Source organism: Paenibacillus macerans (genome assembly GCF_900454495.1).
Lineage (GTDB): Bacteria > Bacillota > Bacilli > Paenibacillales > Paenibacillaceae > Fontibacillus > Fontibacillus macerans.
This window is the reverse complement of the sequence record NZ_UGSI01000001.1, coordinates 2,805,248-2,830,467: the sequence shown is the minus strand read 5'-3', so window position 1 is coordinate 2,830,467 and position 25,220 is coordinate 2,805,248. Positions and strand designations below refer to the sequence as shown.

The window sequence follows — 25,220 nt, the reverse complement described above, 5'->3', positions numbered from 1 at the left end:
ACTTGGTATGCCGGAATTGCCGGAAGTGGAAACGGTCAGAAGAACGCTGACCGAATTGATCGTGGGGAAAACGATCCGCTCCGTCAAGGTGTCCCTGCCGCGAATCATCCAGCGGCCGGACGATGTACAGCGGTTTGAGACGGAGCTTGCCGGCCATAGAATCGTGGAAATCGGCCGCAGGGGCAAGTTTTTGCGGATCGTGATGGACGGGCTTGTGCTCGTTTCCCATTTGCGTATGGAAGGCAGATACGGATTGTATGGCGAGGGTGAGCCCGTCGAAAAGCATACGCACGTGATTTTCAAATTTACGGACGGCACGGAGCTGAGGTATAAGGATGTAAGGCAGTTCGGCACGATGCATTTGTTTCCGCCGGGGGAGGAATTTACGAATCAGCCTTTGGCCAAACTGGGACTGGAACCGCTGGACCCTTCCTTTACGCCGGAGGTGTTCCGGCAGCTGATGTCGCGGCGGAAGACGAAAATCAAACCCGTGCTGCTGAACCAGGAATATGTTGTCGGTTTGGGGAATATTTATGTGGATGAAGCCTTGTTCCGGGCCGGCATCCATCCGGAGCATCCGGCGGACAAGCTTAGCGGCCTTAAGCTTGACCGTTTGCACGATGCGATTGTGGCCACGCTGAACGAAGCGGTGAACGCCGGCGGCTCCTCGATTAAATCGTATGTGAACGGTCAAGGGGAGATGGGCATGTTCCAGCATGCCTTGCGCATCTACGGACGAACCGGCGAGGCTTGTCTCGAATGCGGGCATCCGGTGGAAAAAACGGTCGTAGGCGGCCGGGGAACCCATTTTTGCCCCAAATGCCAAAAGCCATACCGCCCCGGCCGCGAGCAAAGCAAAGTTAAACCCGGACGGCCCGCTTCCCGCGTAAGCGAAAACAGTGAGGTGTTGAAAGGATGAACATCGGCCTGACCGGCGGCATCGCCACCGGCAAAAGCACGGTATCCCGCATGCTGGTTCAGAGGGGAGCCGCCCTGATCGACGCGGACGTCATCGCCAGGGAAATCATGGAGCCCGGGCATCCGGTGCTGGCCGCGGTAGCGAAGCGCTTCGGACAAGCCGTACTGCACCCGGACGGGACGCTCGACCGCAAAAAGCTGGGCGAAATCGTGTTCGCGGACCCCGAGCGGCGAAAAGCGCTGGAAAGCCTGACGCATCCGGCGATTCGCGCCGAAATGAAACAGCGCCTGGACGCGCTTGAAGCCGCAGCTCCCCGCCGCCTTGTCGTCGCGGATATTCCGCTGCTGTACGAATCGGGACTGGAGCGGTTTTACGAACGGATTATGGTAGTCTACGTGCCGCGGGATCTGCAGCTGGCCAGATTGATGGAGCGGGACGGCCTAAGCCGGGATGAGGCGGAACGCAGGCTGAATGCGCAAATGGATATCGAACTGAAAAAAGAAAGGGCGGATATCTTGATTGACAACAGCCGTGGACTGGATGAGACGGAACGTCAGATTGACGAGTTTTGGCGGGATCAGGGAATGCTATGAGGTGGCTTCGCAAAAAAAGAGTGCTGCTTTTGTTATTCCTGGGGTTTATCGTTCTGATCTTTTTTAATTCCGCTTGGCTCTCGTTGTTTTATCCGATTTATTATAAAGAAGAAATTCGTTATCACGCGAAAAACAACGGCATCGATCCGTTTATCGTGGCGGCTATTATAAAAGTGGAAACCAATTACAAGCCCGGAGCCCAGTCCAAAAAGGGAGCTTTAGGGGTTATGCAAATCATGCCGGACACCGCGAATTGGGTCATTGCGAAGGCGGGCTTGCCCGATACGTCGCTCGATCAGGTGCAAAATGAGATCGGGACCAACATCGAAATCGGGACTTGGTATTTAAAGTCGCTGTCGGAGCAGTTTGACGGCAATGCGATCGCCATGATCGCCGCTTACAACGCCGGGCCGACCAATGTGAAAAACTGGATCAAAAGCGGGAAATGGGACGGCCGTCTGGAAACGTCCAAGAACATTCCGTTTGGCGAAACCCGCCATTATGTGCAACGGGTAACGCATTACTATAAACAGTATTCCGACATTTACAACGAGTTTTGATCGCTGGTACGATAATAAAGAAGCACTGACGGGCGTCAATTCGCCTGTCAATGCTTCGGGGTGATCGGCTTATCTGAATTGGCCAGCTTGGCCAGCCAGCTGTTGCTCAGCGATGGTAACCAAGCGTTTCGTAATGAAACCACCGATCGAACCGTTTTCGTAAGAAGTCAGGTTACCAGCATATCCGTCTTGTGGGAAAGAGATGCCAAGTTCCTGAGCGATTTCATATTTCATTTGATCCAATGCTCCGGAAGCTTGTCTAACCACCAGGTCGTTCGAAGAGTTATTATTTTGTGCCATGATGTTCACCTCCTTGTGGTTGGTAACAGTATTATGTGCCGGGACTATCAACTTCATTACTTTTTTTTGAAGTTATTTATTGGCATTAATGTAAATTGCATTTTTTGGAAAGGAGGGAACTTGCGTTGAAATGTCCGTATTGCGATTATTTGGGGACAAAGGTGCTGGATTCAAGGCCGGCCAACGAAAACAGGTCGATCCGCCGCCGGCGGGAATGCGAGCAATGCAGCCGGCGGTTTACGACCTTTGAAATGGTGGAAGAAATGCCGCTGATCGTCATCAAGAAGGATGGAAGCCGCGAGGAGTTCAGCCGCGAGAAAATGCTGCGCGGGTTGATCCGGGCTTGCGAGAAACGCCCCGTTTCCGTGGAGCGGCTGGAAAGCATCGTGTCCGAGGTGGAGCGGTCCGTGCGCCATTCGGCCAATGCCGAAGTGGAAAGCCGCGAGATCGGCGAACTGGTGATGGAGCAATTGTATCCCGTGGACGAAGTGGCTTATGTTCGTTTTGCTTCGGTGTACCGCCAGTTTAAAGATATCAATATGTTTATGAAGGAACTGACCGGGCTGCTGTCCAAAAATACGAGAGAACTCGAATAGCCGGATTTGAATAAACACTCCCTGTATTTAATTAAGGGAGTGTTTATTTTTGTTTGCCATTGTCGAAATTAAGGGATAACCGCCAGGTGCATTTTACACAAAGTTTACATTACGAAAACACGGGATTGATCTTCGCCGCCTATAATCAGGTTGTAAAACAAATAAGGGGGAAACCTGAGACAATGAAAAAGAGTATGCTTATGGTTTTGACTTTGGTATTAAGCTTGACCTTGGCGGCTTGCGGTCAGGGCGGCAACGCGAAAACTAACACCTCGGGTGCTGAAGGCGGTAATGGAGGTGCGACGAGCGAGGCAGCGGCAAACAATGGCGGGAACAAGGCGACTTCGGATTTGTCCGGTTCGGTCCTGTCTGTAGGTTCCTCGGCGCTTCAACCGCTGGTAGATCAAGTTTCGAAAAAATTCATGGAGCAAAATCCGAACGTATCCATTCAGGTTCAAGGCGGAGGCAGCGGCACGGGGCTGACGCAAGTTTCCGGCGGACAGGCTGACATCGGCAACTCCGACGTGTTCGCTGAAGAGAAGTTGGAAGCCGCTCAAGCTTCCGAACTGGTTGACCACCAAGTAGCGGTTGTCGCTATGGCCGCTGTAGTAAATCCGGATGTAACGGTCGACAACCTTACGAAAGATCAACTGGTGCAAATTTTTACGGGTAAAGTAACGAACTGGAAAGACCTGGGCGGCCCGGATCAAAAGATTCAAATCGTAAACCGTCCTTCGAGCTCCGGTACGCGCGCCACCTTTGAGAAATACGCGCTTGGCACGAAGACGGAAGACCTGCAAGGTTCGATCCAAGAGGATTCCTCCGGTACGGTTAAGAAGCTTGTCGGCGAAACGCCGGGAGCCATCGGTTATCTTGCGCTTTCCTACCTGGATGAAACCGTAAAAGCTGTGAAATACGAAGGCGTGGAAGCAACAGTGGACAATGTGGCTAACGGCACTTATCCGGTATGGGCTTACGAGCATATGTACACGAAGGGCGAGCCGAACGAAGTCGTTAAGGCGTTCCTGGACTATATGGTCTCCCCTGAAGTACAAGGCGATAACGGCGATGTTGTGGAACTCGGCTATATCCCGATCAGCAAAATGCAAGTTAAACGCGATGTGGACGGCAACATTACCAAGTAAATAACAGTATATACGATAACATCATATCGGCAGAGAGAAGAGGCGGACATTTCTGCCTCTTTCTGTGCTGTGTAAAGGGAGAGGTTTCATGGCTCAATCCGGCGGAAACAAAAAAGTACAGCCGCACATTATAGAGGAATGGACCGGTAAAATATTTACGTCATTTTGCATCGTGCTGCTGGTTGTGACGATATTTTCGATGGTGTATTTTGTCTCAACCAGAGGTTTAAGCACCTTTTTTCAGGACGGGATTTCGATCGGCCAAATTTTCGGAAGCACGGAGTGGAGACCGGACGGAGTTCCTCCGGTGTTCGGAGCGCTCCCATTCATTTTGGGATCGTTCAGCACTTCGATCCTTGCGGCCGTCATTGCGGCGCCGCTCAGCATCTGCGCAGCCCTGTTCATGGTCGAAATTATGCCTAAATTCGGCAAAAAATTTCTGCTGCCGGTAATCGAGCTGTTGGCCGGGATTCCTTCGGTCGTTTACGGTTTTGTCGGCCTGAGCGTGATCGTCCCGTTTTACCGGGATATTTTTCCCGGACAGGGCCTGGGCATTTTTGCGGGGGCGACGGTATTGTCGATTATGATTTTGCCTACGATTACTTCCATCGCCACGGATGCGATCACCGCTCTTCCTCCCGGATTGAAAGAAGGTTCTTATGCACTTGGGGCCACGCGGTGGCAAACGTTGTGGCGGACCGTCCTGCCGACCACGATGCCGTCGCTGCTCACCGGGGTCGTGCTGGGGATGGCCCGGGCCTTCGGGGAAGCGCTCGCCGTACAGATGGTCATCGGGAACGCGCCGCACATTCCGCGCTCGCTGTTTGAATCCACCTCCACGCTGACCAGCGTCATCACGCTCAGCATGGGCAATACGGCCATGGGAACGACGCAGAACAACGTGCTGTGGACGCTTGCCTTGATTTTGATGCTGATGACCTTCGTCTTCGTCTTTATTGTACGTGGGCTGGAAAGGAGAGCAAAGCGATGAGTGCAAAAACCGCAGATAAAATCGCCACTGCCGTCATTGTTACGCTGGCAGGCGTTATTGTGCTGATCATGGCCGGGCTGCTCGGATTTATTTTAATCCGCGGGCTCGGGCATGTCAGCTTTGATTTTCTGACCTCTCCGCCGGAAACGATCAAGGCGGGCGGGGGGATCGGTCCGCAATTGTTCAATTCCCTGTTCCTGCTTGTTCTGACGCTGATTATCACGATTCCGCTTGGACTCGGGGCGGGCATTTATATGAGCGAATATGCGAAACCGGGCAAACTGACGTCTTTTATCCGGCTGATCGTTGAGGTGCTGTCCTCTTTTCCGTCGATTGTCGTCGGCTTGTTCGGTCTGCTCGTGATCGTTAACGTGTTTGGCTTCGGCTTCTCCCTGTTCTCCGGGGCGTTGGCGTTAACCGTGTTCAACCTGCCGCTGATGGTGCGGATTACCGAACAGGGCATGGCCAGCGTGCCGCAAGCGCAGAAGGAAGCAAGTCTGGCGCTGGGCCTGTCCAAATGGAAAACGATCAAATCGATTATGCTGCCGATCGCGATGCCGGTGATCTTGACCGGGACAATTCTGGCCGCGGGCCGCGTGTTTGGCGAAGCGGCGGCGCTGCTGTTTACGGCCGGCATGAGCAGCCCGAGGCTCGATTTCGGGAACTGGAACCCGCTCAGTCCAACGTCGCCGCTGAATCCGTTTCGCCCGGCGGAGACGCTGGCCGTCCACATCTGGAAGATCAATTCCGAAGGGCTGGCTCCGGATGCTCCCGAAATCGCCGCAGGCGCTTCGGCCGTGCTTATCATCACGGTGCTTCTGTTCAACCTGCTCGCACGTTGGGTCGGCCGCCTGATGTACAAGAAATTTACGGCTACGAAATAGGAGGGCTCCGAGGTGCAAAATACCGCATTATCCACCAAAAACTTGAGCGTGTTTTACGGAGAAAAGCAGGCCGTGAAAGAAATCTCACTCGACTTCGCCTCACGGCAGGTGACGGCGTTAATCGGCCCGTCCGGCTGCGGGAAATCGACGTTCCTGCGCAGCTTGAACCGGATGAACGATTTGATTTCCGGCGCGCGGATCACCGGGGACATCTGGATCGGGGACGACAATATCAACGATCCGAAAACCGACGTCGTGCTGCTGCGGCAAAAGATCGGCATGGTATGGCAGAAGCCGAACCCGTTTCACAAATCGATTTATGAAAATATCGCTTTTGGACCGCGTTACCACGGGATTCGCGACAAGAAAAAGCTGGATCAGATCGTAGAGGAGTCGCTCATCAAAGCCGCGCTCTGGAACGAGACGAAGGACCGGCTGCACAGCTCGGCGCTCGCGTTGTCCGGCGGCCAGCAGCAGCGGCTTTGCATCGCCCGTTCGATCGCCGTTAATCCGAGCATCATTTTGATGGACGAACCGGCATCCGCGCTGGATCCGATTTCGAGCGCCAAAATCGAGGAACTGATCGCCGAATTAAAACGCGAATACTGCATTATTATCGTAACCCACAACATGCATCAGGCTGCGCGGGTATCGGAAAAAACCGCGTTTTTCCTCATGGGGGAACTGGTCGAATATGACGACACCAGCAAGATCTTTACGAATCCGTCGGAAAAACGGACGGATGATTATATTTCCGGCCGGTTTGGATAAACCGGTTGCTTTATAGGACCGAGCCAGGGGAGACTGCCTTCTCAGGCTCGGTTCTTGCCCCTTAAGATTATTAAACTCTTGATGTTCCTGCATGCTGCCTGCCTTTGCACGATTATTCCTTTCGCTCAGGGAACAGGGGATGGGGGCTAGAGCAAGGATTCCAAAAAAGAGAGAAGAAAAAACAAAAAAAGATGAGGAAAAAATGAGGCGGTGCAGGTGAGATTTTTGGCTTGATTAGGGAACGTAGGTTTGGTATAATGAAATAAATGGAATTTATGTTCGTGTATTCTTGATTCGGGGGCGAGCGGGCATGGAAGTCAATACGGAAACGGAACTTCAACCATTCAGCAGTCGTTTTAACAGCGAGCAGGCCTGCATGGAGGCGCTAATCGCGATGAAGTGGCCAAACGGCTTCGTCTGCCCGCGTTGCGCTTACACCCGGTGCAGCCGTCTGACTTCCCGGCATATCCCCTTGTTCGAGTGCGTAAAGTGCAAGCATCAAACATCGCCTTTGGTCGGTACGATTTTTGAAGGAACGCATCTGCCCTTGCTCAAGTGGTTCGAGGCCCTGGATTTATTCCTGCTTGAAGGCGGCATCTCGGCGCTGCGGCTGAGCAAGGTGATCCGGGTCACCTACAAGACCGCCTGGTCGGTGCTGCACAAAATACGTCATGCCGTGGGGGAGTTCGATGCCCGGGAGCTGCTCTCCGGAGACGTGAAGGTGAATAGCGATCAGTACGGGCGTAATCCGTCCCGGTGTCAGCTTTCGCATCCGTACGCCTCGGCGGTCGTAGCGGGCTGCACGGTCACGGAGTCGGGCGAGCCGGAACAGGTCAAGATCCGCCTGGTGCCGTATAAGCGGGGAGGCGAAAAAAGGGCAAACCGTCACGATCTAAACACGTTTATCAATGGGCATGTGGATGTCTGTACATCGGAGGTGCAGTTGTTCCGTCAGGCCTTTCGGCTGTATGCGCCCTTGCGGAAAGTGGTGAGAGAGGCGTGGGAATCGTTGAAGAGTACGTATGGAGCCTTGGGACTGAAGCATCTGCAGGCGTACCTAAACGAATACACCGGACGCCGCCGGCTGCGCCTGCAAGGAGGACGGCCCGGAGCGGAAGAAACGATGCGGCAGCAGTTACTGCAAATGTGTGTGGCGATTCCCGCGATCCCTTACCGCCGGCTGATCGCACGCCAACCGAACCAGCCTCTTGCAGCTGCGGCCTGATCGAGACGCTAGAACGGTGGGAGTTACTTGATGCAGTACAACTTAATGGGTAGGGGTTAGCATGAACAGTGCGGGCTTTGCTGCAGACGGAAGGGTTCAGGCTACAGCAAAATCACGGTCTTTTCGTTTCCTTCGCGTTTTGTCCTTGATCTCCTGTCTTGATCTCCTGTCCGGTCTGTTTTACCTCCCCTAAACCTGATTCCTTCTTCTATGCCCGTTTAAATTATCTCGAACCTATCTGCTTCTCCACCAAATATTTTTTCTCCGAGCTTGTCTTTCTCTCTGCTACCTGATCAAAGGGGATAATCGTGCAAAGTGTCCGGACAGCGAGTGTTGATCTGCCGCCCACCCCACTTCCCTATCCTCAAGCTTTCAACGCCCCTCCGCGTTTCTAGCCGAGATCGGTTTTCGACTTGACTGGCAAGGCAAGCAAGGATTATAAGGTTGAGCCAGGCACCTCTTCTGTCCGCGTATCTTAAATCTTTGAACACCTTCAGCTCAAGGACTCAAGCTGATTTTTGCTCTGCGAAAGTTGAGTTATAAAATTCCGGCGTGGTAGAGGGCGATGCGCAGGTAGAGAGGGGAGGAGAAGAGGGTTCAGGGGGCTAAGGGACACCAGAGCCGTTATTTTCGAAAAAACGGAGGTTTGTAACATATAAAACACGAAGGACGGACACAGATGATCTTATTTACTTTAAATCGGCCCGGATGCACTGGTTTTGAGCCAAGAGTCACGTGGGTCCGTTAGAGCGGCGTCTATTTTACGGATTCGAGCTTTCCCTTCCCCCGGCCCCCGGTCCAGGATGGAACCCGCCCTAGGGCCATTTTGGATTGGAAATTCTCCGCGTATACTGTTAACATAAAAAAGAATAGGGCGAATTGATGGCGGCGCCTTGAACTCATAAAAGGAGAACGATCATGAACGTGCTGGCTTGGATTGAGCGGATGTTCGAGCATTACGGTTACTTTGTACTGCTGCTCGGACTGCCGGTGGATTTTATCGCGCTGCCGTTGCCGCCGGGGCAAACGACGCTGACATATACCGGTTATTTGGCCTATAAAGGGGTACTCCAATTCGTTCCGGCTTTGCTGGCCGGTTACGCAGGATCGGTGATTGGCGTAACGATTACGTACTGGCTTGGCCGCCGGATCGGGGCGCCGCTCGTTGAGCGCTACGGCAAATGGATATTTTTGAAACCTTCCCACTTGGAGAAAACCAGGCGCATTTATGAGAAATATGGAAACAAAATGCTGTTGATCAATTTTTTTGTGCCGGGGGTCAGACAGTTTTTCGGATATTTCGTAGGCATCATTCGCATCCCTTACCGCACGTTTGCCCTCTATGCCTATACCGGGGCAGCTATATGGGTCACCGCTTTTGTAGGCATCGGATTCGTGTTCGGCGAGCAGTGGCAATACGCGATCGGGCTGGTGGAGAAATATCTGAAATATTTCTTTATGGGCCTTGGGGCTCTGCTGCTGGTGATTGTATATATGAAGTGGAGAAAATGGCGGTTGAAAGTGGCCAAGCTATCGCGAAACTCTTGAAGAGATAGTTCACACGCACTTAAAGGCGCCCTGGGCAGGTGATCCCGCGCCTTTTTTTCTTATTGATCCCTTTATGAACATTTTGAAATTGTTATGATCCTTTCGGCTTAGGGTCCTTCGCCGCCGTCCCGTCGGCTGCCTCTTCCTCGCGCAGCTTCAGCAGGGACAGCAATTCGAAAAAGTTGCCCAAGGCGGCGAATCCGGCTCCGATAATGGCCAGGTCACTAGCGGTAATTATCCCATCGTCCGTTTTTTTCGTCTTTCGTTTTCTTTTTGTCAAGCACACCACCTGCTTTGAAGTCAACTTGCTTCATCATATGCTGCAAATGAAAGCGATGGTCATGTTTAAACGAAACTGGGCGAACCGAAAACGGCGCTTGGCCCATCCGAAGTCCGAAGTCCGATATTCAAAGTTCGAAGTACGCTTCAATTTAAGACGCGGCCCCGCAAGCGAGCTGTCATTATGTCCAAAGTCGATAACATGCTATCCATTCTTTGGCTGCTCCGGTCGGGAAGGAAAATGACCGCCCGGCAGCTGGCGGACGAGTTGGAAATCCACATTCGAACCGTATACCGCTGCATTGACTCTCTATGCGCCAGCGGCGTGCCGATTACCGCCGATTCCGGACCTAACGGAGGCTATCGGATTCTCGGCGATTTTATGGAGTCGCCGTTGCTGTTTGACGCAGACGAGCAGAAAGCGCTGGTGCACGCTTCGATATTCGCCAGGGAGGCGGGATATCCGTTTTCCGCCGCGCTGGAGCGGGCGGTAGCTTGTTATGGAGTATGCGCGGGGCAAGGATTCGGCTATGGAGTGCCGCGTGTTTGATTGCTATGGCATCATCCACTGGAAAGGGACCTGGTATACGGTCGGATTTTGCCGCCTGCGCCAGGGGCTGCGCAGCTTCCGGGTAGACCGCATCGTCCGCCTGGAGCCTTCGGATCACCGGTTTGAACGGCCGGCGGATTTCTCCGCGAAAGATTTTTTGCTGGGCGGTTTGCTCCCGCCTTCGCTGCAGGAGAAGTCCCTGGTTACCGTTCGCATTGCCGGACATGACCGGATCTTAAATGAACTGCAAAACCATTGGATGTTCGGGCACACGCTGGTGCGGCGGAGTGAAGGGGAGGCGGAATTCAAAATGGATGCTTCCGCCTTGCATACCTATGTGCCGTACTATTTGCTGCCTTACGGCAAAGCGCTGAAGATTCGCGAACCCCACCGGCTTGTGCGGCGGATGGCGGAGATCTGCGCGGACATGGCCGCACACTACGAGGGAATGAACATGGAATTTGAATAATAAGGAGGCCGCGTTCGAGGACGCAGCCCTGCTTCATTTTTAGCCTTTCGTTCCGCCCTGAAGGCCAAACCCTTTGGACATAAAGCGCTGCGAAAGGATATACAATACGATGGAAGGGATCGCATACAGAATGGAGAAAGCAGCCAGGTTCCCGTACTCGACCATCCCGTATTGTCCGAAGAACTGGTACAGTTTTAAGGAAGCCGGGAAATTTTCGGGATTCTGCAGCAGAATGTACGGAACGAAGAAATTGCCCCAGCTTCCCGAGAACGTAAAGATGGCCACCGTGCAAATGCCGGGGATCATCAGAGGAGCAACCACTTTGCGGATGCCCGTAAACACCGACGCTCCGTCGACCCATGCCGCCTCTTCCAGGTCCTGCGGCACGGAATCCATAAAGTTTTTCAGCATCCAAATTCCATAAGGCATCGAGGAAGCGACGTAAAACAGAATCACCCCGTAAATTTGGTCATACAAATTCAAGGTAAGGAACAATTGGTACACCGGGACCATCACCGCCGTAATCGGCAGGGAGGTCATAAATAAAATGGTCAGCATGAACGGCTTTTTGTATTTCATTTGGTACCGCGATAAGGGATAGGCCGCAAGCAGGGCCAGGATGACGACGAGCACCGCCTGGCCGAGCGACATGATGAGCCCGATCAGGAAGGCGCGCTGATTTTCCCGGCTGGTGATCACCTCGATGTAGTTCTCCGCCGTGACCCGGTGCGGCAGCTTAAGCGTCTGCATCGCGTTCGAGTCGATCGAGGCGACGATGACCCAAAGCAGCGGCAGCACGAAACAGATGCCGATAAAGGTAAGAATGGCGTACGGCAACATCCTGTAGACGATTTTGCGTTGTTTGGCGTTCATACGAAGTCTCCTTGTCAAAAGGTTATTTCAACGAGCGGATATAGAACAGGCTGAGCACCACTCCGATCAGCAGGAGCAGCAGGGAAATCGCGGTTCCGTATCCAAGCTGGTAATTGACAAAGGCCTGATTGTACATAAAGATCGGCAGCGTCGTCGTCGAAGTGCCCGGCCCTCCGCCGGTCATGGCGTAGATCAGCCCGAAAACCCCAAGCGTCTGCAAGGTAACGAGCATCATATTGGTGACAAAGCTTTCCTTAATATAGGGCAGGATGATCCGGGTGAGCACCTGCCATCTCGAGGCCCCGTCGACGACGGCGGCCTCTTCGACCTCGCTTGGCACATCGTCCAGCGCCGCTTGAAACACGAGCATGGAGAAGGCGGTTCCGTGCCAGATGTTGGCTAGGATAATCGTTAGCATCGGCATGGTGAACAGCCAGGTGACCGTCGGGATGCCGAAAAAAGCGAGACCTGAGTTTAACGTGCCTTCGTCCCCGAAAAAACTGTACAGGCACAAGGCGCAGACGATTTCCGGAGTTACCCAGCCGGCCAGCACGATCGTGCCGATGACGCGGCGGAACAGCTTGTTTTTATGCTTCATCAATAAAGCGATGACAAAGCCGAGCACCTGCTGGCCGATCACCGCCGAGCCAAACAGGAAAATCAGCGTATTCCAGATGCTGATGCGAACCGTCGGGTCCTTGAACATATGGATATAGTTATCGATCCCGACAAACTTCAGCTCCTTCGCGGACTCTCCGGTTAAGGCCAGGTTCGTGAACGAATAGAAAAAGGTCAGGAACACCGGATATATAAAGAAAATCAGCATGATGAGGACGGACGGAAGCAAAAAGTAGAGCCACGTTATTGAGTTTCTTTTTTGCCGATACGGTTCGGCCGTTATGCTGCTCATATCGTTCTCCTCCCCCGGTAGGCAAAGCGCTCTCCGCTATTTTTGCATCACATGATCTTCGCCGACGATGCGGGTGACGTCTTGAGCGTATTTTTTGGCGGCGTCGGCCGGAGAGGTTCCCGTTGCCACGGATTCGACCATCGTTTGGATTTGAGTGGACACCTCGGGGTACTTTTCCTGGGCCGGTCTGAACTCGGCGTTTTGCAGATATTCCGTGGCGATTTCGTTAAACGGCATTTTCGTGTATTCCGGATCTTTGGCCACGTCGGCCCGGACCGTAATGTTGCCGGAGGACATGACGAGTTTTTGGCTGTTTTCTTTACTTAACGCATATTTGATGAACTCCCAAGCTTCGTCTTTATGTTTGGCATTGCTTGGGATGGACAACGCCCAACCGCCGGCCAGCGTGATCGTGCCGGGATCCTGGCCTTGACTCGTCGGCATCGGGGCAAAGCCGAGCACGTCTTTATATTCGGGCCAAGGGGCGGCCCCGGTGTCCAGATAATTGCCGGTAATCCAGGAACCGTCGAGCGAAATCGCCAGCTTGCCCTGGGGCAAATATTCGCGTGAAGCGGTGTTGCCGGCCTGGCCGTTCAGCACTTTGGAGAGTGGCGGCCCGTGCTGCTCCTTGTTCACGGTTTCAATAAATCCGAGCGCGTCGAGGATGCCTTGGCTCTGTACGATCCATTTCCCCCCGGCGTCGTCGTATAGCCGTTCGCCCGTGCCGTACAGCAGCATTTCATAGGTCTGCATCGAGGTGGCTTCGCCCGTCGCCTTGCCCATGTTCATCCAGATCGGCACGACGTCCGGCTCCTTCTCTTTGATCGTCCGGGCCGCGTCCAGCACCTCGTCCCAGTTTTTGGGCCGCCAGTCCTCGGGAAGTCCGGCCCGCTTGAAAATTTCCTTGTTATACCAAAGCCCGCGCGAATCGGTATTGTAGGGCACCCCGTACACCTTGCCGTCGCTGGCGGTTACGCCTTTTTTCATCGCTTCGATAAACGAGCCGTTGGTCCAATCCTCCCATTCTTTCAGCCGTGCATCGAGCGGTTCAAGGTACCCCGCGCTGGCGTCGGAGTTCAGGATAAAAGTATCCTCGGTAACAATGTCCGGCGCCGTATCTTTCGATTTCAAAGCCAAAGCGACTTTGGCAAAATAGTCCCCTTCGGACGCCTGAATCGGCGTCGGCTTGATTTCCACGTTTTTGTCGGGATAGCCGGCGGCAACTTCTTTAATCCATTTGTAAAACGTGCCCTTTTCCCCGGCGCCGTCGTCCCGGTACGTGACCGTAATCGTCGTTTTTCCGGACCCGCCGGCCCCTTCGTTGCTTTTGCCCGAACAGCCAAACAGCAAAGCTCCGCACAACGCGATGCACAACACGACGGACGTAATCCGCCAACCTTTCTGGTTCATGAAGGCCATGTTTTTTCCCTCCCAAAGTAAGTATGCGGATAGAGAAGCGAAAAAGCTTGCCGGATTGTATCCGCTTACAAGCCCTTTTGATTAAAACATACTTTCCTGCCGGAACAATTATTCTAAATTTGAATGGTTCTTTATAGGTATGCAGGGTTGGGAATAGAGGTGATTGGCGGAGAAAAGGGAAGGAAGCGCCGGCTCAGCGTGAAAAAAACGGACCGACCCCGGACGGATCGGCCGCGTATATTACCGGACTTCTAGTTTGAAACCAGGCGTGTCAGAGCAAGCGCAAAATGTTCCAGGGCAGTCCGGGAATGGCGGTAAAATGTTGCCCGGCTCATATGGAAACGGGCGGCGAGCTCGTTTTTGTTCCATTCTTTCTGTAAATAACTTGCCATAAGGATTTGCTGTTCCGTTTTCGTTAACGGGTAGGCGGGCGGCTCGGCGGTCAGAAGATCGAGCGCGTATTTTTGCGCGGCGGCAGCGGGCAAACGCAGCGCACGAACGGCCGGTATCCGCTCCAACTGCTCCGTATCGTACAGATGCTCCAGCAATTGCTTAGCGGCTTTGCCGTCGATCGCCACGGATGCGCTTTGCCCAGCTTCCGGCAGAGGCACGTTTGGCGCCTTGTCTGCGGGACCGGTCTGCCGGATCACATTTTGCACCCACTCGTCAAACGCAGCTTGCCGGAAATCGAGTTCCCAGCGGGTCAGTTCTCCCGTTTCCGCGGGCCCTTCGGGCTTGATCCGGCCGGTTTCCTTGAAGCCCAGCAGGGAAAACAAGCTGCTTAAATGCGGATCTGCGGTGATATTGATGCCCTTGAATCCGCGGGTCATAAAAATCAGCCATTGCCGCATCAGCAACGCGCCCAGTTCCTCGGGGCCGTACAGCGGGTGCCGGCTGTTTACCGCGGCGAGCAGCACGCAGATCGTGTCGGCCGCTTCCGCGGGAAGACGGCGCAGCGCGGGGGCCTCCTCGCCAAGGATGGACAGAAGCCGGGGAGCGTAACGTTCCATGAGCGGCATCGTCCCGGCATGCAGCCAGAAGCCGGCGCAAAACGCCAGCGGGACTCCGCCCGGATCACGTACGACAAAAACCCCCTCGGGATGTTTGGCGGCGATGGTTTCCAGCAATTCGTGATATTTTTGCGGATCGACCAGCTCGGATTGCCAATCGGAGTGGGAAATCGACCAGGCCAGAAACCGCTGCAGACCGTTTAGATCTTCCGGACGAAAAGGGCTATGTTCCTGCGGCTTCAGGGTGGAAGAAAAATCGGCGTAGGCATGGGCGGCCGGCAGGAACTCGCGGTACAGCTCCAGCACATGAGCGGCAATCTGCATCTGCCGGCGTTTATCCGCCAGCCGGAATTGTTCGGCGAGCAGCTTGAACACATCAAGGCGCAGCTGCTGAAACTGGCTGGGGTTTCTTCGGGCGTGCTCCTCCCGCAAAAGGCGGGCGACGACATGGTGCAGGGACAGGCCGTATGGAGTGCTGCGGATAAAGGACAGCTTGCCGAGTTCAAAATAGCCGGAAGCGCTGAGCGGTTCGTCCAGCAATAAGTTGATGGCGGGCTGATCGGCTGCCGGCAGCAGCGATAGGACGGTTAACGCCTGGTACAGGGAAGGGGAAGCGGCCTCTTTTAAAAATTCGGCGCTAAGCATGCTGGGGATTTCCCGGACATCCCCTTCCCGGGAACGCCGCCAGTCCACGATCGTCGCCAGCAGCAGGGGAAGACCTTCCGTTTTTTGGGCAATTTCCTTCTGCACGGTTTCTTCCAGGCCGCTATTTTGCAAATACTCGTGGATCTCTTCACGCGAAAAAAGCTTGAGGGGGAACGTTTGAATGCGGCCGCCCCAAAGCGGATTCGTGCGCCATTTAAGGGGGAGGCCGTTTCGCGAGGCGATGACGAGCAGCACTCCCGCGTCTTTCAGCCTCGGCAAAAAGCTGGAAAGCAGCCAGCTTTCAATCAGGTCCAGACGTTCGCAGTTATCCATCACCAAAACGGAACGCTGCCTGGACAGCTCCGCAATCAGGTAAGGCAGAAGGGGAACCTCCGGGTCCCTGAATCTGCCGTATTCGCTTTGCAGGCTCATTTCGAGACTGGATAAAAAAACTCCGGAAGTCGTTAGCTCGGACTGACCGTCCAGCCATACCGTCAGCAGCGAAGCTTGCTTGGCCTTATGAAACATTTCCGTCAGCAGCGTTGTTTTGCCGATGCCGCCGATGCCGGAAACCGAAAATAACCGCAGCTTCCTGCCGGGGTCCGCCAACCAGTGCTCCAGACTGTTCATTTCCCGGGAAAAGCCGATCACTTGACGGCGGGCAATTTCATTTTTTTCTGTCGATAATGACTCCATTCCCCATCTTCCTTCTGTATTTAAAATCTGAAACAAAAATGAAACACCACGATCATGCCACTATATTACACTATGAAATGCGACTATTAAAAATAAAAATTCGTATTTTTTAAGATTATACAGGTTCAACCTAATCATCAGTGCTTGACAGTCAAGCCGGCAACAGACCGTGGCCTGGAACGAGACTCGCTATCCGGAGGCTTTGCACGATTATCCCGTTTGACCAGGTGACTTGGCTTCCTGAACCAAAGGAATAAAGGTGCAAAGTGGTTTGGAGAGCCTACCTCCATCTCCGTCATCATTTATTTTGTCAAGCACTGATTTTGGTCTTGAGCCATTATAGAATCTATAAATTCGTAGGTAGAGAGGGGGGAGAAGAGGGACTGGACCTGGTGGGCTAAGGGACACCAGGGCCGTTATTTGTGAAAAAACGGGAGTTTGCAAAATGTGGAGGGAGCCAATATGACAAAACGCTTATCTGCTTTCTTAGCCTTACTAATGATTTTTACGATATTTGAACCGTGGGGAATCCGTGCCGTCCGTGCCGAAGCCGGCCTGGCTCCGCCTGAAGCGGATGGCTGGGTTCAAATATCCACGGCGGAACAGCTGATTTATATCGACCGGAACCAAGAGGCATATTTAAACCGAAACCTGTTGCTGCTGGGCGATATTGATTTGGCCGGGTATGGCTGGATTCCTTTCGGCGGCAACGAGCATGCCGCATTTAGCGGAGTTTTTGACGGAAGGGGCCATTTGATCACCGGGGTCAGGGTCATCGACGATGAGCGGGAAAATGTCGGATTTTTCGGCAGCTCCACCGGCATGATCAAGAACGTGGGGGTAGATGTTCATATCGAGGGAGGCGCCTATACCGGCGGTCTGGTCGGTCTGATGAGCGATGGCAGCATCGACCGTGCTTATGTAACGGGCAGCGTCAAGGGAGGGACGAACGCCAATCCGGCTGCGGTTACTGGCGGATTGGCAGGAGGTGCCATAGGCGAAATCACTCGCTCCTTTTCTTTGGCTTCCGTCGTTAGCGGTACGGCCCCCAACATCTATGTCGGCGGGTTGGCCGGCAGTCAGGGCAGGGGCGGGATCAGCGATTCGTATGCGTTAGGAAACGTATCGAACCAGACCAGCGATAATTATTATCTCTTATCTGCCGGTCTTGTGTCTCATATCGTTCGCGGCAGCGTTCAGCGCACTTATGCGGCCGGAAATGTCGACAAGTCCAATTTGGCGGGGGCATCCTACTCGTTGATCGTTGGATTGGTGGGTGTAGCCGATTTCGCAGGTTCTTTCGTTGCGGATTCTTTTTTCGACTCCGTTACCACCGGGGTAACGGCCGGCAGCGATCCAAGCGGAGCGAACGCCCGCGAGACGAGCGAGATGCAGCGGCAATCCACATATACGGATGCGGGCTGGGATTTTACGAATACGTGGGCGATCAATCCGAACGTGAACGGCGGGTATCCTTACCTCAGGCCGGCGATTCTGACCGTGGAATTGCCGGATGCGGTCAAAGCTGTCTCTTATTCGGTTTCGCTTGCGGGATTTGACGGTGCAAGAGGCGGAATCACCTGGAGCGCGACCGGCCTTCCCGCCGGCCTGAGCCTAATCGGTACGGGGGTGCATACGGCGGTACTTCAGGGCACGCCAGCGCAGCCCGGCACCTACAGCATCGATATCACGGCAACGGATGCCGGGGGCGCCACCGATCGTACGACGCTCCAGTTGACGGTTAAAGAGCAAGCGCCCGAGTTAGCCGCCTTCCGCGTCGGCCCCGGCGCCGTTTATAAATCCGTCAAGGCAGCGGCAGAGCCCCAAGGGGCGGATCATACGTTTGCTTATACGCTTACTGATTCCGCGGATGTTCGGCCGCTGCTTGGCGCCGAGCTTCCGGCCGCTGCGGCGGCGTACCGGTTGGAGGAGGACATTCCGAACGTTGCCGCAGGACAGTATTTAAACGTATATGAGGCGGATTTGCATGGCTTGATCCGGGCCTTGAGCAGCGTCCGGCTTGCGGCCGAAGATATTCAGGCGGTGGTTCGCGTCACCGGCGTAAGGCTGGAGCCGGACCGGCTGACGTTTGTCTTAGGCGAGGGGCCGCAGAAGCTTGCGGCTATCGTCGAACCCGAAGGCGCGACCGAGCCTGCGGTAATTTGGAGCTCCAGCGCTCCGGGGGTGGCCGAGGTTAGCCAAAACGGCGAAGTCGCTCCTGTGGCGGCCGGCGAAGCCGACATCACGGTCACGACCGTGGACGGCTCCTTTGCGGCAGCTGCAAAGGTGACCGTAACGCCGCCTCCGGCCACCGCCGGAACGGTGACGGGAACCGTTTACGGAACGGGGGACGCCCCGCTTCCCGGGGTCACGGCTGCCGTGTACGGCAGCAGCGCCACGACCGACAGCCAAGGGAATTTTACGTTGTTTAACATTCCCGAAGGCAAGCAAACCGTTTCATTTACGGCTTCAGGCTATAAACCTTATTCCCTGACCGTTAATGTAACTGCGGGCGAGATCACGGATACGGGCCGTATCGTGATGACGGTCGAAGACACAGCGGAAAATCCGGGCGGCCCCGATGATCCGGATAATCCGACTGACCCGACCGATCCTGCAGATCCGGGCACCCCGGGGAGTTCCGGCTCCTCGCGATCGCATCGCGACGGTTCTTCAGGCGTGGCGGATAAAACGGTAAATGCTCCGGGGGAGAGTGCGGGGGAACGGATTTATATAAACGGCAAGGAAGTTCAGACAGCTATCGTAAAAGAAACGGCGGGCGACGGCAGAGCCGTCACGCGGTTTATCCTGGACGGCCCTCTCTTAAGCGCCGCATTTGGTGCAGAACGCGAAGTTATCATAACCGTTAACGGCTCGGATCCGATCATGGTGACCGATTTTCCCGCGGAAGCGCTGCGGGAGTCGCTCCTGAGGCAGCCCGAGGGAATGCTGCGGATACGCGCCAATGGGGCGAGTTACGGCTTGCCGCTGCACGTCATGGACAGCATACCGGGCGGTTTGGTCCTAAGCGCCGCCATCGGCAAACAGACGGATGCCGCAGCCGGGGAACTGCAAGAAGCGCTGGCCGGACAAGGCTGCCAAATGCTTGCGGCACCGGTAGATTTCTCGCTTTCCTTAGACGGCAAGGAGCTGGCCGATACGGGAGCGGTTTACACGGAACGCTCGATCAGGCTTGACGCCGGGGTTAATTCCGCCAAGTCCACCGCGGTGCGGGTCGATGCAAACGGGCGGGCGCATTTTGTCCCTTCGGTATTTCAAGCGGCAGGGGACGGAACCGAAGCTTTCATCTATGCGCCGCATAACGGCACGTACACCGTGGTTCAATCGGAACGCACTTTTTCGGATGTCCAGGATGGGCACTGGGCGAAATCCGAAATTGAGCTGCTCGCGAACAAGCTTGTCCTGACCGGCGGCTTTGACGGGCGTTTTACGCCCGACGGTCAAGTCACCCGCGCCGAATTTTCAGCGATGCTCGTACGGTCCTTAGGGCTTCTTGAAAAAACGGGCCCATCCGCTTTTAACGACGTTCCGGAGGGGGCCTGGTATGCAGGGGCGGTGGAAGCTGCCGTTGCTGGCGGGCTCATTAACGGGTATCCGAACGGATCGTTTAAGCCGAACTCGCCGATCACCCGCGAACAAATGGCGGTCATGATCGCCCGCGCCGTAAGCTTCGCCGGGGAATTGCCGGGAACGGATCCCCTTTCGCTCGAGCGCTTTTTCGACCATTCCGGCATCGCGGGCTGGGCTCAGGAACCCGTCAAGCAACTGCTTGCGGCAGGGATGATCGAAGGCGCGAAAAACAACGCGTTTGCTCCCGGCGAATTCGCTACCCGCGCCCAAAGCGCCGTTTTGCTGAAGCGTATGCTGGAATACCTTGGGTTTATCGATTAATATATGAAAAAAAGAAGCCCCCTTAGGCGGAAGCGGTAAGCAACCGTTATAAGGGGGCTTCTTTTTACTAGCGTTGCATCGTCTAGTCGCACAAATATGCTAACGGATGCCATGGCCGCTATTTGTCCCAAGAACGTTGATTTCAAATCGTAACGGTTGCCATGGCGCTTATTTCGCTAAAATCCGGCTTTTTTGCTTAGATCCAGGCAAATAACGACGATCACAACCGTTAGATTTCGGGACGCTGCCTGCGGGAAAACTTGAGCAGAAGTTAACTTTCTTCTTTGGTCTAAATAGGGACCTTTATTACCGTTATTTCCGTGACCACCGCAAAACACGAGATAAATAAAAAACGGCATCTCTGCCGTTTTACTCTATGGATCGTCAGGGACTCGAACCCTGGACCAGATGATTAAGAGTCAACTGCTCTACCAACTGAGCTAACGATCCTTAAGGTGTAATTATGGTGGAGCCAAGGGGGATCGAACCCCTGACCTCATCGCTGCCAGCGATGCGCTCTCCCAGCTGAGCTATGGCCCCGTGAGCGACTATTTTATTATATAAAAGTGAGTGCTGGGTGTCAAGCTATTTTTTAAAAAAATATTCTATGAAAATTAAAGCGAGCTGGATTGTGCGAATCGTTTTTTGTCGGACGATGATCAATATGTTACGTTATATTGTCAATATCGCGTTGTGGACGGCAAGATCGCCGAGCATCGCGGACGGCTCGATAGGATAACGATGCGGCACCAAATTTGGGGCAAAGGGCAGTGGCCTGAATTGTTTTGTATTCTCGCAAAAAAAATCCGGCAATGATTAGCCGGAAGCAAAAGGTGAAAAAGATCAGTTCTCTCTCAACCGAATCGCCGTAATTCTGGCGGCGGGCACGATTACGCGCTGCCCAAGCTCGTCGCTCAGGTCCAGGGAATCGCTTTGCACGGAGATTAAAATTCCGCGCAGGGCCGAGTTTGACGTTTCGATCGAAATGTTTTGGCCCACCGATTGCGACAGTTTTTGCTGCGTGCCGGGATCGGGAAAAGAGGCGGCGGCGATGCTTTCCTCCAGCCGCTCGACGCGGCCGGTCAGCAGTTCCAACTGCGCCTGAAGCCTGCGAATCCGTCTGCGCAGCGGGCCGTTAAGAAAGAAGCGAAGAAGGCTCATTAGGTGTCACCTCCTCTATCAAATACGGTCTCTATCAAAAGAGACAATATATAGTATGTTGATAGATTCATAGCGTGCGGGTGCTCGTCTTTCCTGCGGATAGCGGTTATGTTATATTTTGTACAGATACCGAATTTGAGCATAGGGAGAGACGTTTAAAGATGATAAAGCATATCGTTTTGTTTAAATTAAAAGACGCGTCGCCGCAAGGCGTGGAGCGTACGGCCGCGGTGCTGCGCGGATTGGAAGGCAAGGTGGAGCAGCTGCGGGGGCTGGAGGTCGGCATTGACGTGGTCCGTTCCCAGCGTTCCTATGACATCGCGCTGATCGCCACCTTTGATTCGCTGGAGGATCTGGAAGGATATCAGGTTCATCCGGAGCATAAAAAAGTGATCGAACATATGACCCAGGTCCGGGAAAGCCAGGTGGCCGTCGATTTTGAATTTTAACGTTCCCGGAGGGGGACCGTTCTCGAATAAGACAGCCGCTACGTACGGGCTGAAGGAGGAAACGCCGTGTATTACGTAAACCGGGAACAAATCGAACGCAGGCTGGAACTTTTGCCGGAACTGACCAAGGTGTTGCGGGGGGCGGCCAAGGCGCCGCAGCCTTCTTTGCTGGAGCGCTACGCGGAGGAACGCGCCTTGCATTTGGCGGTGGAGATCGTCACCGACGTCGGCAGCTACTTGATCGACGGCTTTATCATGCGCGACGCCAGCAGCTATGAAGACATCGTGGACATCATTTTTGACGAGAAGGTGATCGATTCCGGGCAGCATGCGATGTTAACGGAATTGGTACGCCTCAGAAAACCGCTGGTGCAGGACTATTATGCCTGGGACCGCTCGCAGGTTCGGGGACTGGTGGAGCGGCTTCCTGGCGTTCTCCCAGCATTTGCGGAAAGCGTGCGGGACTATTTGACCCGTGAGGACATTACTTCCTGAAGCAAACGGGCTAATCATTGACAAGCCGGCAAAAATTGAGACTCGTCCGGTGTGACCAATTTGGGCGCCGCTGCTTATATATAAATTAACTATATAGGCATTCGCCCTGATCCAGGGTTGACCGGAAGTCCGCAAAGCGGCTCCGCGCCGCCCCCGTGTGGGCAGGGAGATGCCGGCAAGGGAGAGATGAGCCGTGAGCAAAGGAAACAAAGGTTGGTTGTGGGGTGCCGCTGTCGGCACGATCGTCGGTTCGGTGGCCGCGCTGTTGTTCGCTCCGAAACCCGGACGCGAGCTGCGCAAGGATATCGCGGACGGGGCCCGGCAGGTCGGCGAGAAGACGCAGGAGATCGCCGGCAAGGTGACGGAGCAGAGCGCTGCCTTGGTCGGCAAAATTAAAGACAAAGCCGAAGGAATCATCGGCGAAATTCAAGCGCGCCGTGCCGGCCATGTTCCGGAAGAGGAAGAAGCGCAGACGGCGCAAGCGTCGGGATTTGCGGACGATACCGCAGGCGAAGCGGAAAAGGACGCGTTACTGGCCGGCGCCGCGCCTAAAGAAGAATCCTAATCCAGCGAAGAGGACCCCGTTTTGCGGGTCTTTTTCTATGTCCGGGGCACGGCTTATTCCTTGTTCCGCCCTCTAAATTGAGTTAATATTTAGGTACGCTTTGCGCGCCAATTTCATAAAGTAACGGGAGAGAAGTAAACTACACATGAAGGATGCGGTATGTTCGTGCAGCAAGCCATCGCTATACTAGACTCGGGAGTGGGAGGCCTCACCGTCTGCAAGGAAGTGATGCGGCAGCTTCCCAGAGAGAAAATTATTTACTTCGGAGATACGGCCAGAGCTCCCTACGGTCCCCGTTCTCCCGAAGAAGTCCGCTTGTTTACCGAGCAAATCGTCGATTATCTCATTCAGTTCGATCCGAAAATGATCGTCATCGCCTGTAACACGGCAACGGCGGCTGCGCTGGATTATATTAAGGCGAAGGTTAAAATTCCTGTCATCGGCGTGATTCATCCCGGTTCCAGGGCAGCCATCAGCGCCACCAAAACGGGGAAAGTCGGGGTTATCGGCACGATCGGCACCATTTGCAGCGGCGCATACGACAAGGCCCTCCGCGAACTCAACCCGCAAATCGAGATCGTCAGCGAAGCTTGTCCCGACTTTGTCCCCCTTGTTGAGCGAGGGCTCTATGAAAATCCGGAGACGCTTTATGTCGTTCAGGACTCGCTGCGGGATATGAAGGAACATCCGATCGATTGCCTGATTCTGGGCTGCACTCATTATCCTTTTTTAAAACGGCCGATTCAGCAGGTTATGGGTCCCAAAGTCAAACTGATCAGCTCTGCGGATGAAACGGCCCGGGAGATCAGCACGGTTTTGCATCAAAAAGGCTGTTTGGCGCGCGGGGACGGAATTCCGGTGCATCAGTTTTTCTGCAGCGGCGATCCGGGGATCTTCCGCAAAATCGCCCGGCAATGGCTGGGGGAGCAGATCGAGCTGACGCCCATCGTGTGGCAGGTGTTCAGCGCAATCTGATCATGCCTTGAAACCTTTGGCGGGATGTTCTCCCGGCCAAAGGTTTTTTTCAAAACTGTCCAAGAAAAGAGGTGCGGGCCATGCAATTCATAGCGATGATCACAATGTTGATCGACCATGTCGGGCTGCTGTTTTTTCCCGGAGAAATGCTGTTGCGGATCATCGGGCGGATCGCGTTTCCCCTTTATGCCTACGCGCTGGTACAGGGGCACGTCTACACTTCCAATTACCGGAAATATGCTTGCCGTTTGTTTATCATCGCCGTTTTGTCGCAAATCCCCTATCAGCTCGCTTTCGACACCAACGGCCTGAACGTCGTCGCCACGCTATTCGTCTCTTCTCTGATACTCAGGCTGCTGGATTCGGTCAAACCGGGGATTGTATCCGCTCTCACGATCGCGGCGGCCTGCGTCATTATGGAGGTTCTGCCGTTCGACTACGGCGCCTACGGACTGCTTCTCGTGCTGATTTTCAAGTATGCGGGCCAGGGCAGGATGGTCGTGATGCATCTGCTCCTGAACTTGGCCTATCTTTTCGCCTACGGCTGGGTGATTCAACTGGCCAGCATCGTTCCGACCCTGGTGATTGCGTACGGGCCCGGGCTGTGGAGAAGATTGGAGTCCTGGACGCTGCCGCGCTGGGTATGGCGGGCTTTTTATCCGGCGCATCTGGCTGTTTTGGCGGTGGTGGTGTATATTTTAAGGATATAACGGAAAAAACCGAACAGCACGGGGGAGGAGGCTCCCCCGTGCCCGCGTTAATAAACGGCGGCCGGTTCGTGCCGGGAAACGGCCGCCGCGTTCATTCGCTCGTATTTGGCTTGATCTTGAATCAAAACAATCCGGAGAAGGCCAAGCAACTGTCGCAGGTTACGACATCCGCCGGTTTATCGAAGTCACCCGAGCTATAAATTTTGCGCCGGGAAGGTTCCGGATGCTGAAATCAACGATTTGGGATAAACTATATAGTAGGAAATAAGGATTCAAAGAGGAGGGGGAAGTCATATGAGATGGACGAAAATGTTATCGCTTCGGCATTGGTCCCATATTTTTCGCCGTACTCTGCCGCTCCTGACCTCCGGGAACGTGCCGTTCACCGACAAACTGCTGCTGGTCGCGCCGGCACTGTTGTATTGGTTTCTGCCGGACGTGCTGCCGTTTATCCCGATCGACGATATGGCCGTGACGATGCTGTTGATGAATTGGTTCGTCACCCGGGCCGAACGGAAATATCCGGGAGTTTAGCTATGGCCTCGCCCGGCGTACGCCGGGGGGCTTTTT

At 54.4% G+C, this 25,220-nt stretch carries 25 protein-coding genes, 2 tRNA genes and 1 pseudogene; 19 read left to right on the top strand and 9 right to left on the bottom strand.

The features are described 5' to 3' along the window. Nucleotides 1-7: 7 nt before the first annotated feature. The 3 genes from mutM to DYE26_RS12675 are packed head-to-tail and all read left to right on the top strand — an operon-like array spanning nucleotide 8 to nucleotide 2,072. Entirely contained in the window at nucleotides 8-919 is a 912-nt protein-coding gene (mutM, locus tag DYE26_RS12685; protein ID WP_051985594.1) for a DNA-formamidopyrimidine glycosylase, read from the top strand. Then, nucleotides 916-1,512: a dephospho-CoA kinase gene (coaE, locus tag DYE26_RS12680; RefSeq protein ID WP_036624365.1), complete on the top strand. Its 597-nt coding sequence runs from the start codon at nucleotides 916-918 to the stop codon at nucleotides 1,510-1,512. The genes mutM and coaE overlap by 4 nt, the downstream gene beginning before the upstream one ends. After that, the gene (locus DYE26_RS12675; protein ID WP_036624363.1) at nucleotides 1,509-2,072 is read left to right on the top strand and encodes a lytic transglycosylase domain-containing protein; all 564 of its coding nucleotides are present in this window, start codon (nucleotides 1,509-1,511) and stop codon (nucleotides 2,070-2,072) included. Before coaE ends, DYE26_RS12675 begins: the two co-directional genes overlap by 4 nt. A gap of 69 nt (nucleotides 2,073-2,141) precedes the next feature. On the opposite strand, the gene DYE26_RS12670 is transcribed toward DYE26_RS12675, so the two are convergent. Next, nucleotides 2,142-2,372, bottom strand: a complete 231-nt coding sequence (locus tag DYE26_RS12670) for an alpha/beta-type small acid-soluble spore protein (RefSeq protein WP_036624362.1) — start codon at nucleotides 2,370-2,372, stop codon at nucleotides 2,142-2,144. Nucleotides 2,373-2,497: 125 nt separating this feature from the next. Between DYE26_RS12670 and nrdR the strand changes: the two genes are divergently transcribed. The 7 genes from nrdR to DYE26_RS12635 all read left to right on the top strand — a co-directional run bounded on the left by nrdR (nucleotide 2,498) and on the right by DYE26_RS12635 (nucleotide 9,532). After that, nucleotides 2,498-2,968 carry a transcriptional regulator NrdR gene (gene nrdR, locus DYE26_RS12665; protein ID WP_036624360.1) on the top strand — a complete coding sequence of 157 codons (471 nt, stop codon included), beginning with the start codon at nucleotides 2,498-2,500 and terminating at the stop codon, nucleotides 2,966-2,968. Between the two features lie 182 nt (nucleotides 2,969-3,150). Continuing rightward, nucleotides 3,151-4,113, top strand: a complete 963-nt coding sequence (locus DYE26_RS12660; RefSeq protein ID WP_036624359.1) for a phosphate ABC transporter substrate-binding protein — start codon at nucleotides 3,151-3,153, stop codon at nucleotides 4,111-4,113. 88 nt (nucleotides 4,114-4,201) lie between these two features. Then, nucleotides 4,202-5,104 carry a phosphate ABC transporter permease subunit PstC gene (gene pstC, locus DYE26_RS12655; RefSeq protein ID WP_036624357.1) on the top strand — a complete coding sequence of 301 codons (903 nt, stop codon included), beginning with the start codon at nucleotides 4,202-4,204 and terminating at the stop codon, nucleotides 5,102-5,104. Beyond that, nucleotides 5,101-5,988 carry a phosphate ABC transporter permease PstA gene (gene pstA, locus DYE26_RS12650; RefSeq protein WP_036624356.1) on the top strand — a complete coding sequence of 296 codons (888 nt, stop codon included), beginning with the start codon at nucleotides 5,101-5,103 and terminating at the stop codon, nucleotides 5,986-5,988. Before pstC ends, pstA begins: the two co-directional genes overlap by 4 nt. 12 nt (nucleotides 5,989-6,000) lie before the next feature. Next, nucleotides 6,001-6,759 carry a phosphate ABC transporter ATP-binding protein PstB gene (gene pstB / locus DYE26_RS12645; protein ID WP_036624355.1) on the top strand — a complete coding sequence of 253 codons (759 nt, stop codon included), beginning with the start codon at nucleotides 6,001-6,003 and terminating at the stop codon, nucleotides 6,757-6,759. A gap of 310 nt (nucleotides 6,760-7,069) precedes the next feature. After that, nucleotides 7,070-7,984 (top strand): transposase, encoded by a 915-nt coding sequence (locus DYE26_RS12640; RefSeq protein WP_051985593.1) that lies wholly within the window; start codon nucleotides 7,070-7,072, stop codon nucleotides 7,982-7,984. 918 nt (nucleotides 7,985-8,902) lie between these two features. Next, complete coding sequence (locus tag DYE26_RS12635) at nucleotides 8,903-9,532, top strand: DedA family protein (protein WP_036624352.1); 630 nt, start codon at nucleotides 8,903-8,905, stop codon at nucleotides 9,530-9,532. 91 nt (nucleotides 9,533-9,623) lie between these two features. Here DYE26_RS12635 and DYE26_RS12630 read toward each other — a convergent pair whose 3' ends face one another. After that, nucleotides 9,624-9,812, bottom strand: coding sequence for a hypothetical protein (locus tag DYE26_RS12630; protein WP_036624350.1), 189 nt, complete (start codon nucleotides 9,810-9,812; stop codon nucleotides 9,624-9,626). Between the two features lie 183 nt (nucleotides 9,813-9,995). Here DYE26_RS12630 and DYE26_RS12625 point away from each other — a divergent pair. Next, nucleotides 9,996-10,830: pseudogene (locus DYE26_RS12625) on the top strand (helix-turn-helix transcriptional regulator). 39 nt (nucleotides 10,831-10,869) lie between these two features. On the opposite strand, the gene DYE26_RS12620 reads toward DYE26_RS12625, so the two are convergent. The 4 genes from DYE26_RS12620 to DYE26_RS12605 all read right to left on the bottom strand — a co-directional run bounded on the left by DYE26_RS12620 (nucleotide 10,870) and on the right by DYE26_RS12605 (nucleotide 16,383). Then, nucleotides 10,870-11,703, bottom strand: a complete 834-nt coding sequence (locus DYE26_RS12620) for a carbohydrate ABC transporter permease (RefSeq protein WP_036624349.1) — start codon at nucleotides 11,701-11,703, stop codon at nucleotides 10,870-10,872. A gap of 22 nt (nucleotides 11,704-11,725) precedes the next feature. After that, entirely contained in the window at nucleotides 11,726-12,613 is an 888-nt protein-coding gene (locus DYE26_RS12615) for a carbohydrate ABC transporter permease (RefSeq protein ID WP_036624347.1), read from the bottom strand. Nucleotides 12,614-12,649: 36 nt separating this feature from the next. Beyond that, nucleotides 12,650-14,023 (bottom strand): ABC transporter substrate-binding protein, encoded by a 1,374-nt coding sequence (locus tag DYE26_RS12610; protein ID WP_371861000.1) that lies wholly within the window; start codon nucleotides 14,021-14,023, stop codon nucleotides 12,650-12,652. A gap of 260 nt (nucleotides 14,024-14,283) precedes the next feature. Next, nucleotides 14,284-16,383, bottom strand: coding sequence for an NB-ARC domain-containing protein (locus DYE26_RS12605; protein ID WP_036624342.1), 2,100 nt, complete (start codon nucleotides 16,381-16,383; stop codon nucleotides 14,284-14,286). 462 nt (nucleotides 16,384-16,845) lie between these two features. Between DYE26_RS12605 and DYE26_RS12600 the strand changes: the two genes are divergently transcribed. After that, nucleotides 16,846-20,295 carry an S-layer homology domain-containing protein gene (locus DYE26_RS12600; protein ID WP_036624340.1) on the top strand — a complete coding sequence of 1,150 codons (3,450 nt, stop codon included), beginning with the start codon at nucleotides 16,846-16,848 and terminating at the stop codon, nucleotides 20,293-20,295. 377 nt (nucleotides 20,296-20,672) lie between these two features. On the opposite strand, the gene DYE26_RS12595 is transcribed toward DYE26_RS12600, so the two are convergent. The 3 genes from DYE26_RS12595 to DYE26_RS12585 all read right to left on the bottom strand — a co-directional run bounded on the left by DYE26_RS12595 (nucleotide 20,673) and on the right by DYE26_RS12585 (nucleotide 21,456). Next, a tRNA-Lys gene (locus DYE26_RS12595) sits at nucleotides 20,673-20,745 on the bottom strand. Between the two features lie 14 nt (nucleotides 20,746-20,759). Continuing rightward, nucleotides 20,760-20,835 (bottom strand) — tRNA-Ala (locus tag DYE26_RS12590). A 303-nt stretch (nucleotides 20,836-21,138) separates the two neighbouring features. Then, nucleotides 21,139-21,456, bottom strand: a complete 318-nt coding sequence (locus DYE26_RS12585; RefSeq protein WP_036624339.1) for a DUF2642 domain-containing protein — start codon at nucleotides 21,454-21,456, stop codon at nucleotides 21,139-21,141. Nucleotides 21,457-21,617: 161 nt separating this feature from the next. Here DYE26_RS12585 and DYE26_RS12580 point away from each other — a divergent pair, with 161 nt between their 5' ends. From DYE26_RS12580 to DYE26_RS12555, 7 genes are all read left to right on the top strand, one after another. Then, nucleotides 21,618-21,905, top strand: coding sequence for a Dabb family protein (locus tag DYE26_RS12580; RefSeq protein ID WP_036624338.1), 288 nt, complete (start codon nucleotides 21,618-21,620; stop codon nucleotides 21,903-21,905). Nucleotides 21,906-21,971: 66 nt separating this feature from the next. Further along, complete coding sequence (locus DYE26_RS12575) at nucleotides 21,972-22,400, top strand: DUF86 domain-containing protein (protein WP_036624337.1); 429 nt, start codon at nucleotides 21,972-21,974, stop codon at nucleotides 22,398-22,400. Nucleotides 22,401-22,593: 193 nt separating this feature from the next. Continuing rightward, nucleotides 22,594-22,965: a YtxH domain-containing protein gene (locus DYE26_RS12570; RefSeq protein ID WP_036624336.1), complete on the top strand. Its 372-nt coding sequence runs from the start codon at nucleotides 22,594-22,596 to the stop codon at nucleotides 22,963-22,965. A 159-nt stretch (nucleotides 22,966-23,124) separates the two neighbouring features. Continuing rightward, entirely contained in the window at nucleotides 23,125-23,940 is an 816-nt protein-coding gene (racE, locus tag DYE26_RS12565; protein WP_172531699.1) for a glutamate racemase, read from the top strand. An 80-nt stretch (nucleotides 23,941-24,020) separates the two neighbouring features. Further along, the gene (locus DYE26_RS12560) at nucleotides 24,021-24,650 is read left to right on the top strand and encodes a TraX family protein (protein ID WP_036624335.1); all 630 of its coding nucleotides are present in this window, start codon (nucleotides 24,021-24,023) and stop codon (nucleotides 24,648-24,650) included. A 38-nt stretch (nucleotides 24,651-24,688) separates the two neighbouring features. Next, the gene (locus tag DYE26_RS33420) at nucleotides 24,689-24,850 is read left to right on the top strand and encodes a hypothetical protein (RefSeq protein WP_164815245.1); all 162 of its coding nucleotides are present in this window, start codon (nucleotides 24,689-24,691) and stop codon (nucleotides 24,848-24,850) included. Between the two features lie 94 nt (nucleotides 24,851-24,944). Then, the gene (locus DYE26_RS12555) at nucleotides 24,945-25,184 is read left to right on the top strand and encodes a hypothetical protein (RefSeq protein ID WP_036624333.1); all 240 of its coding nucleotides are present in this window, start codon (nucleotides 24,945-24,947) and stop codon (nucleotides 25,182-25,184) included. The last annotated feature ends 36 nt before the right edge of the window (nucleotides 25,185-25,220 follow it).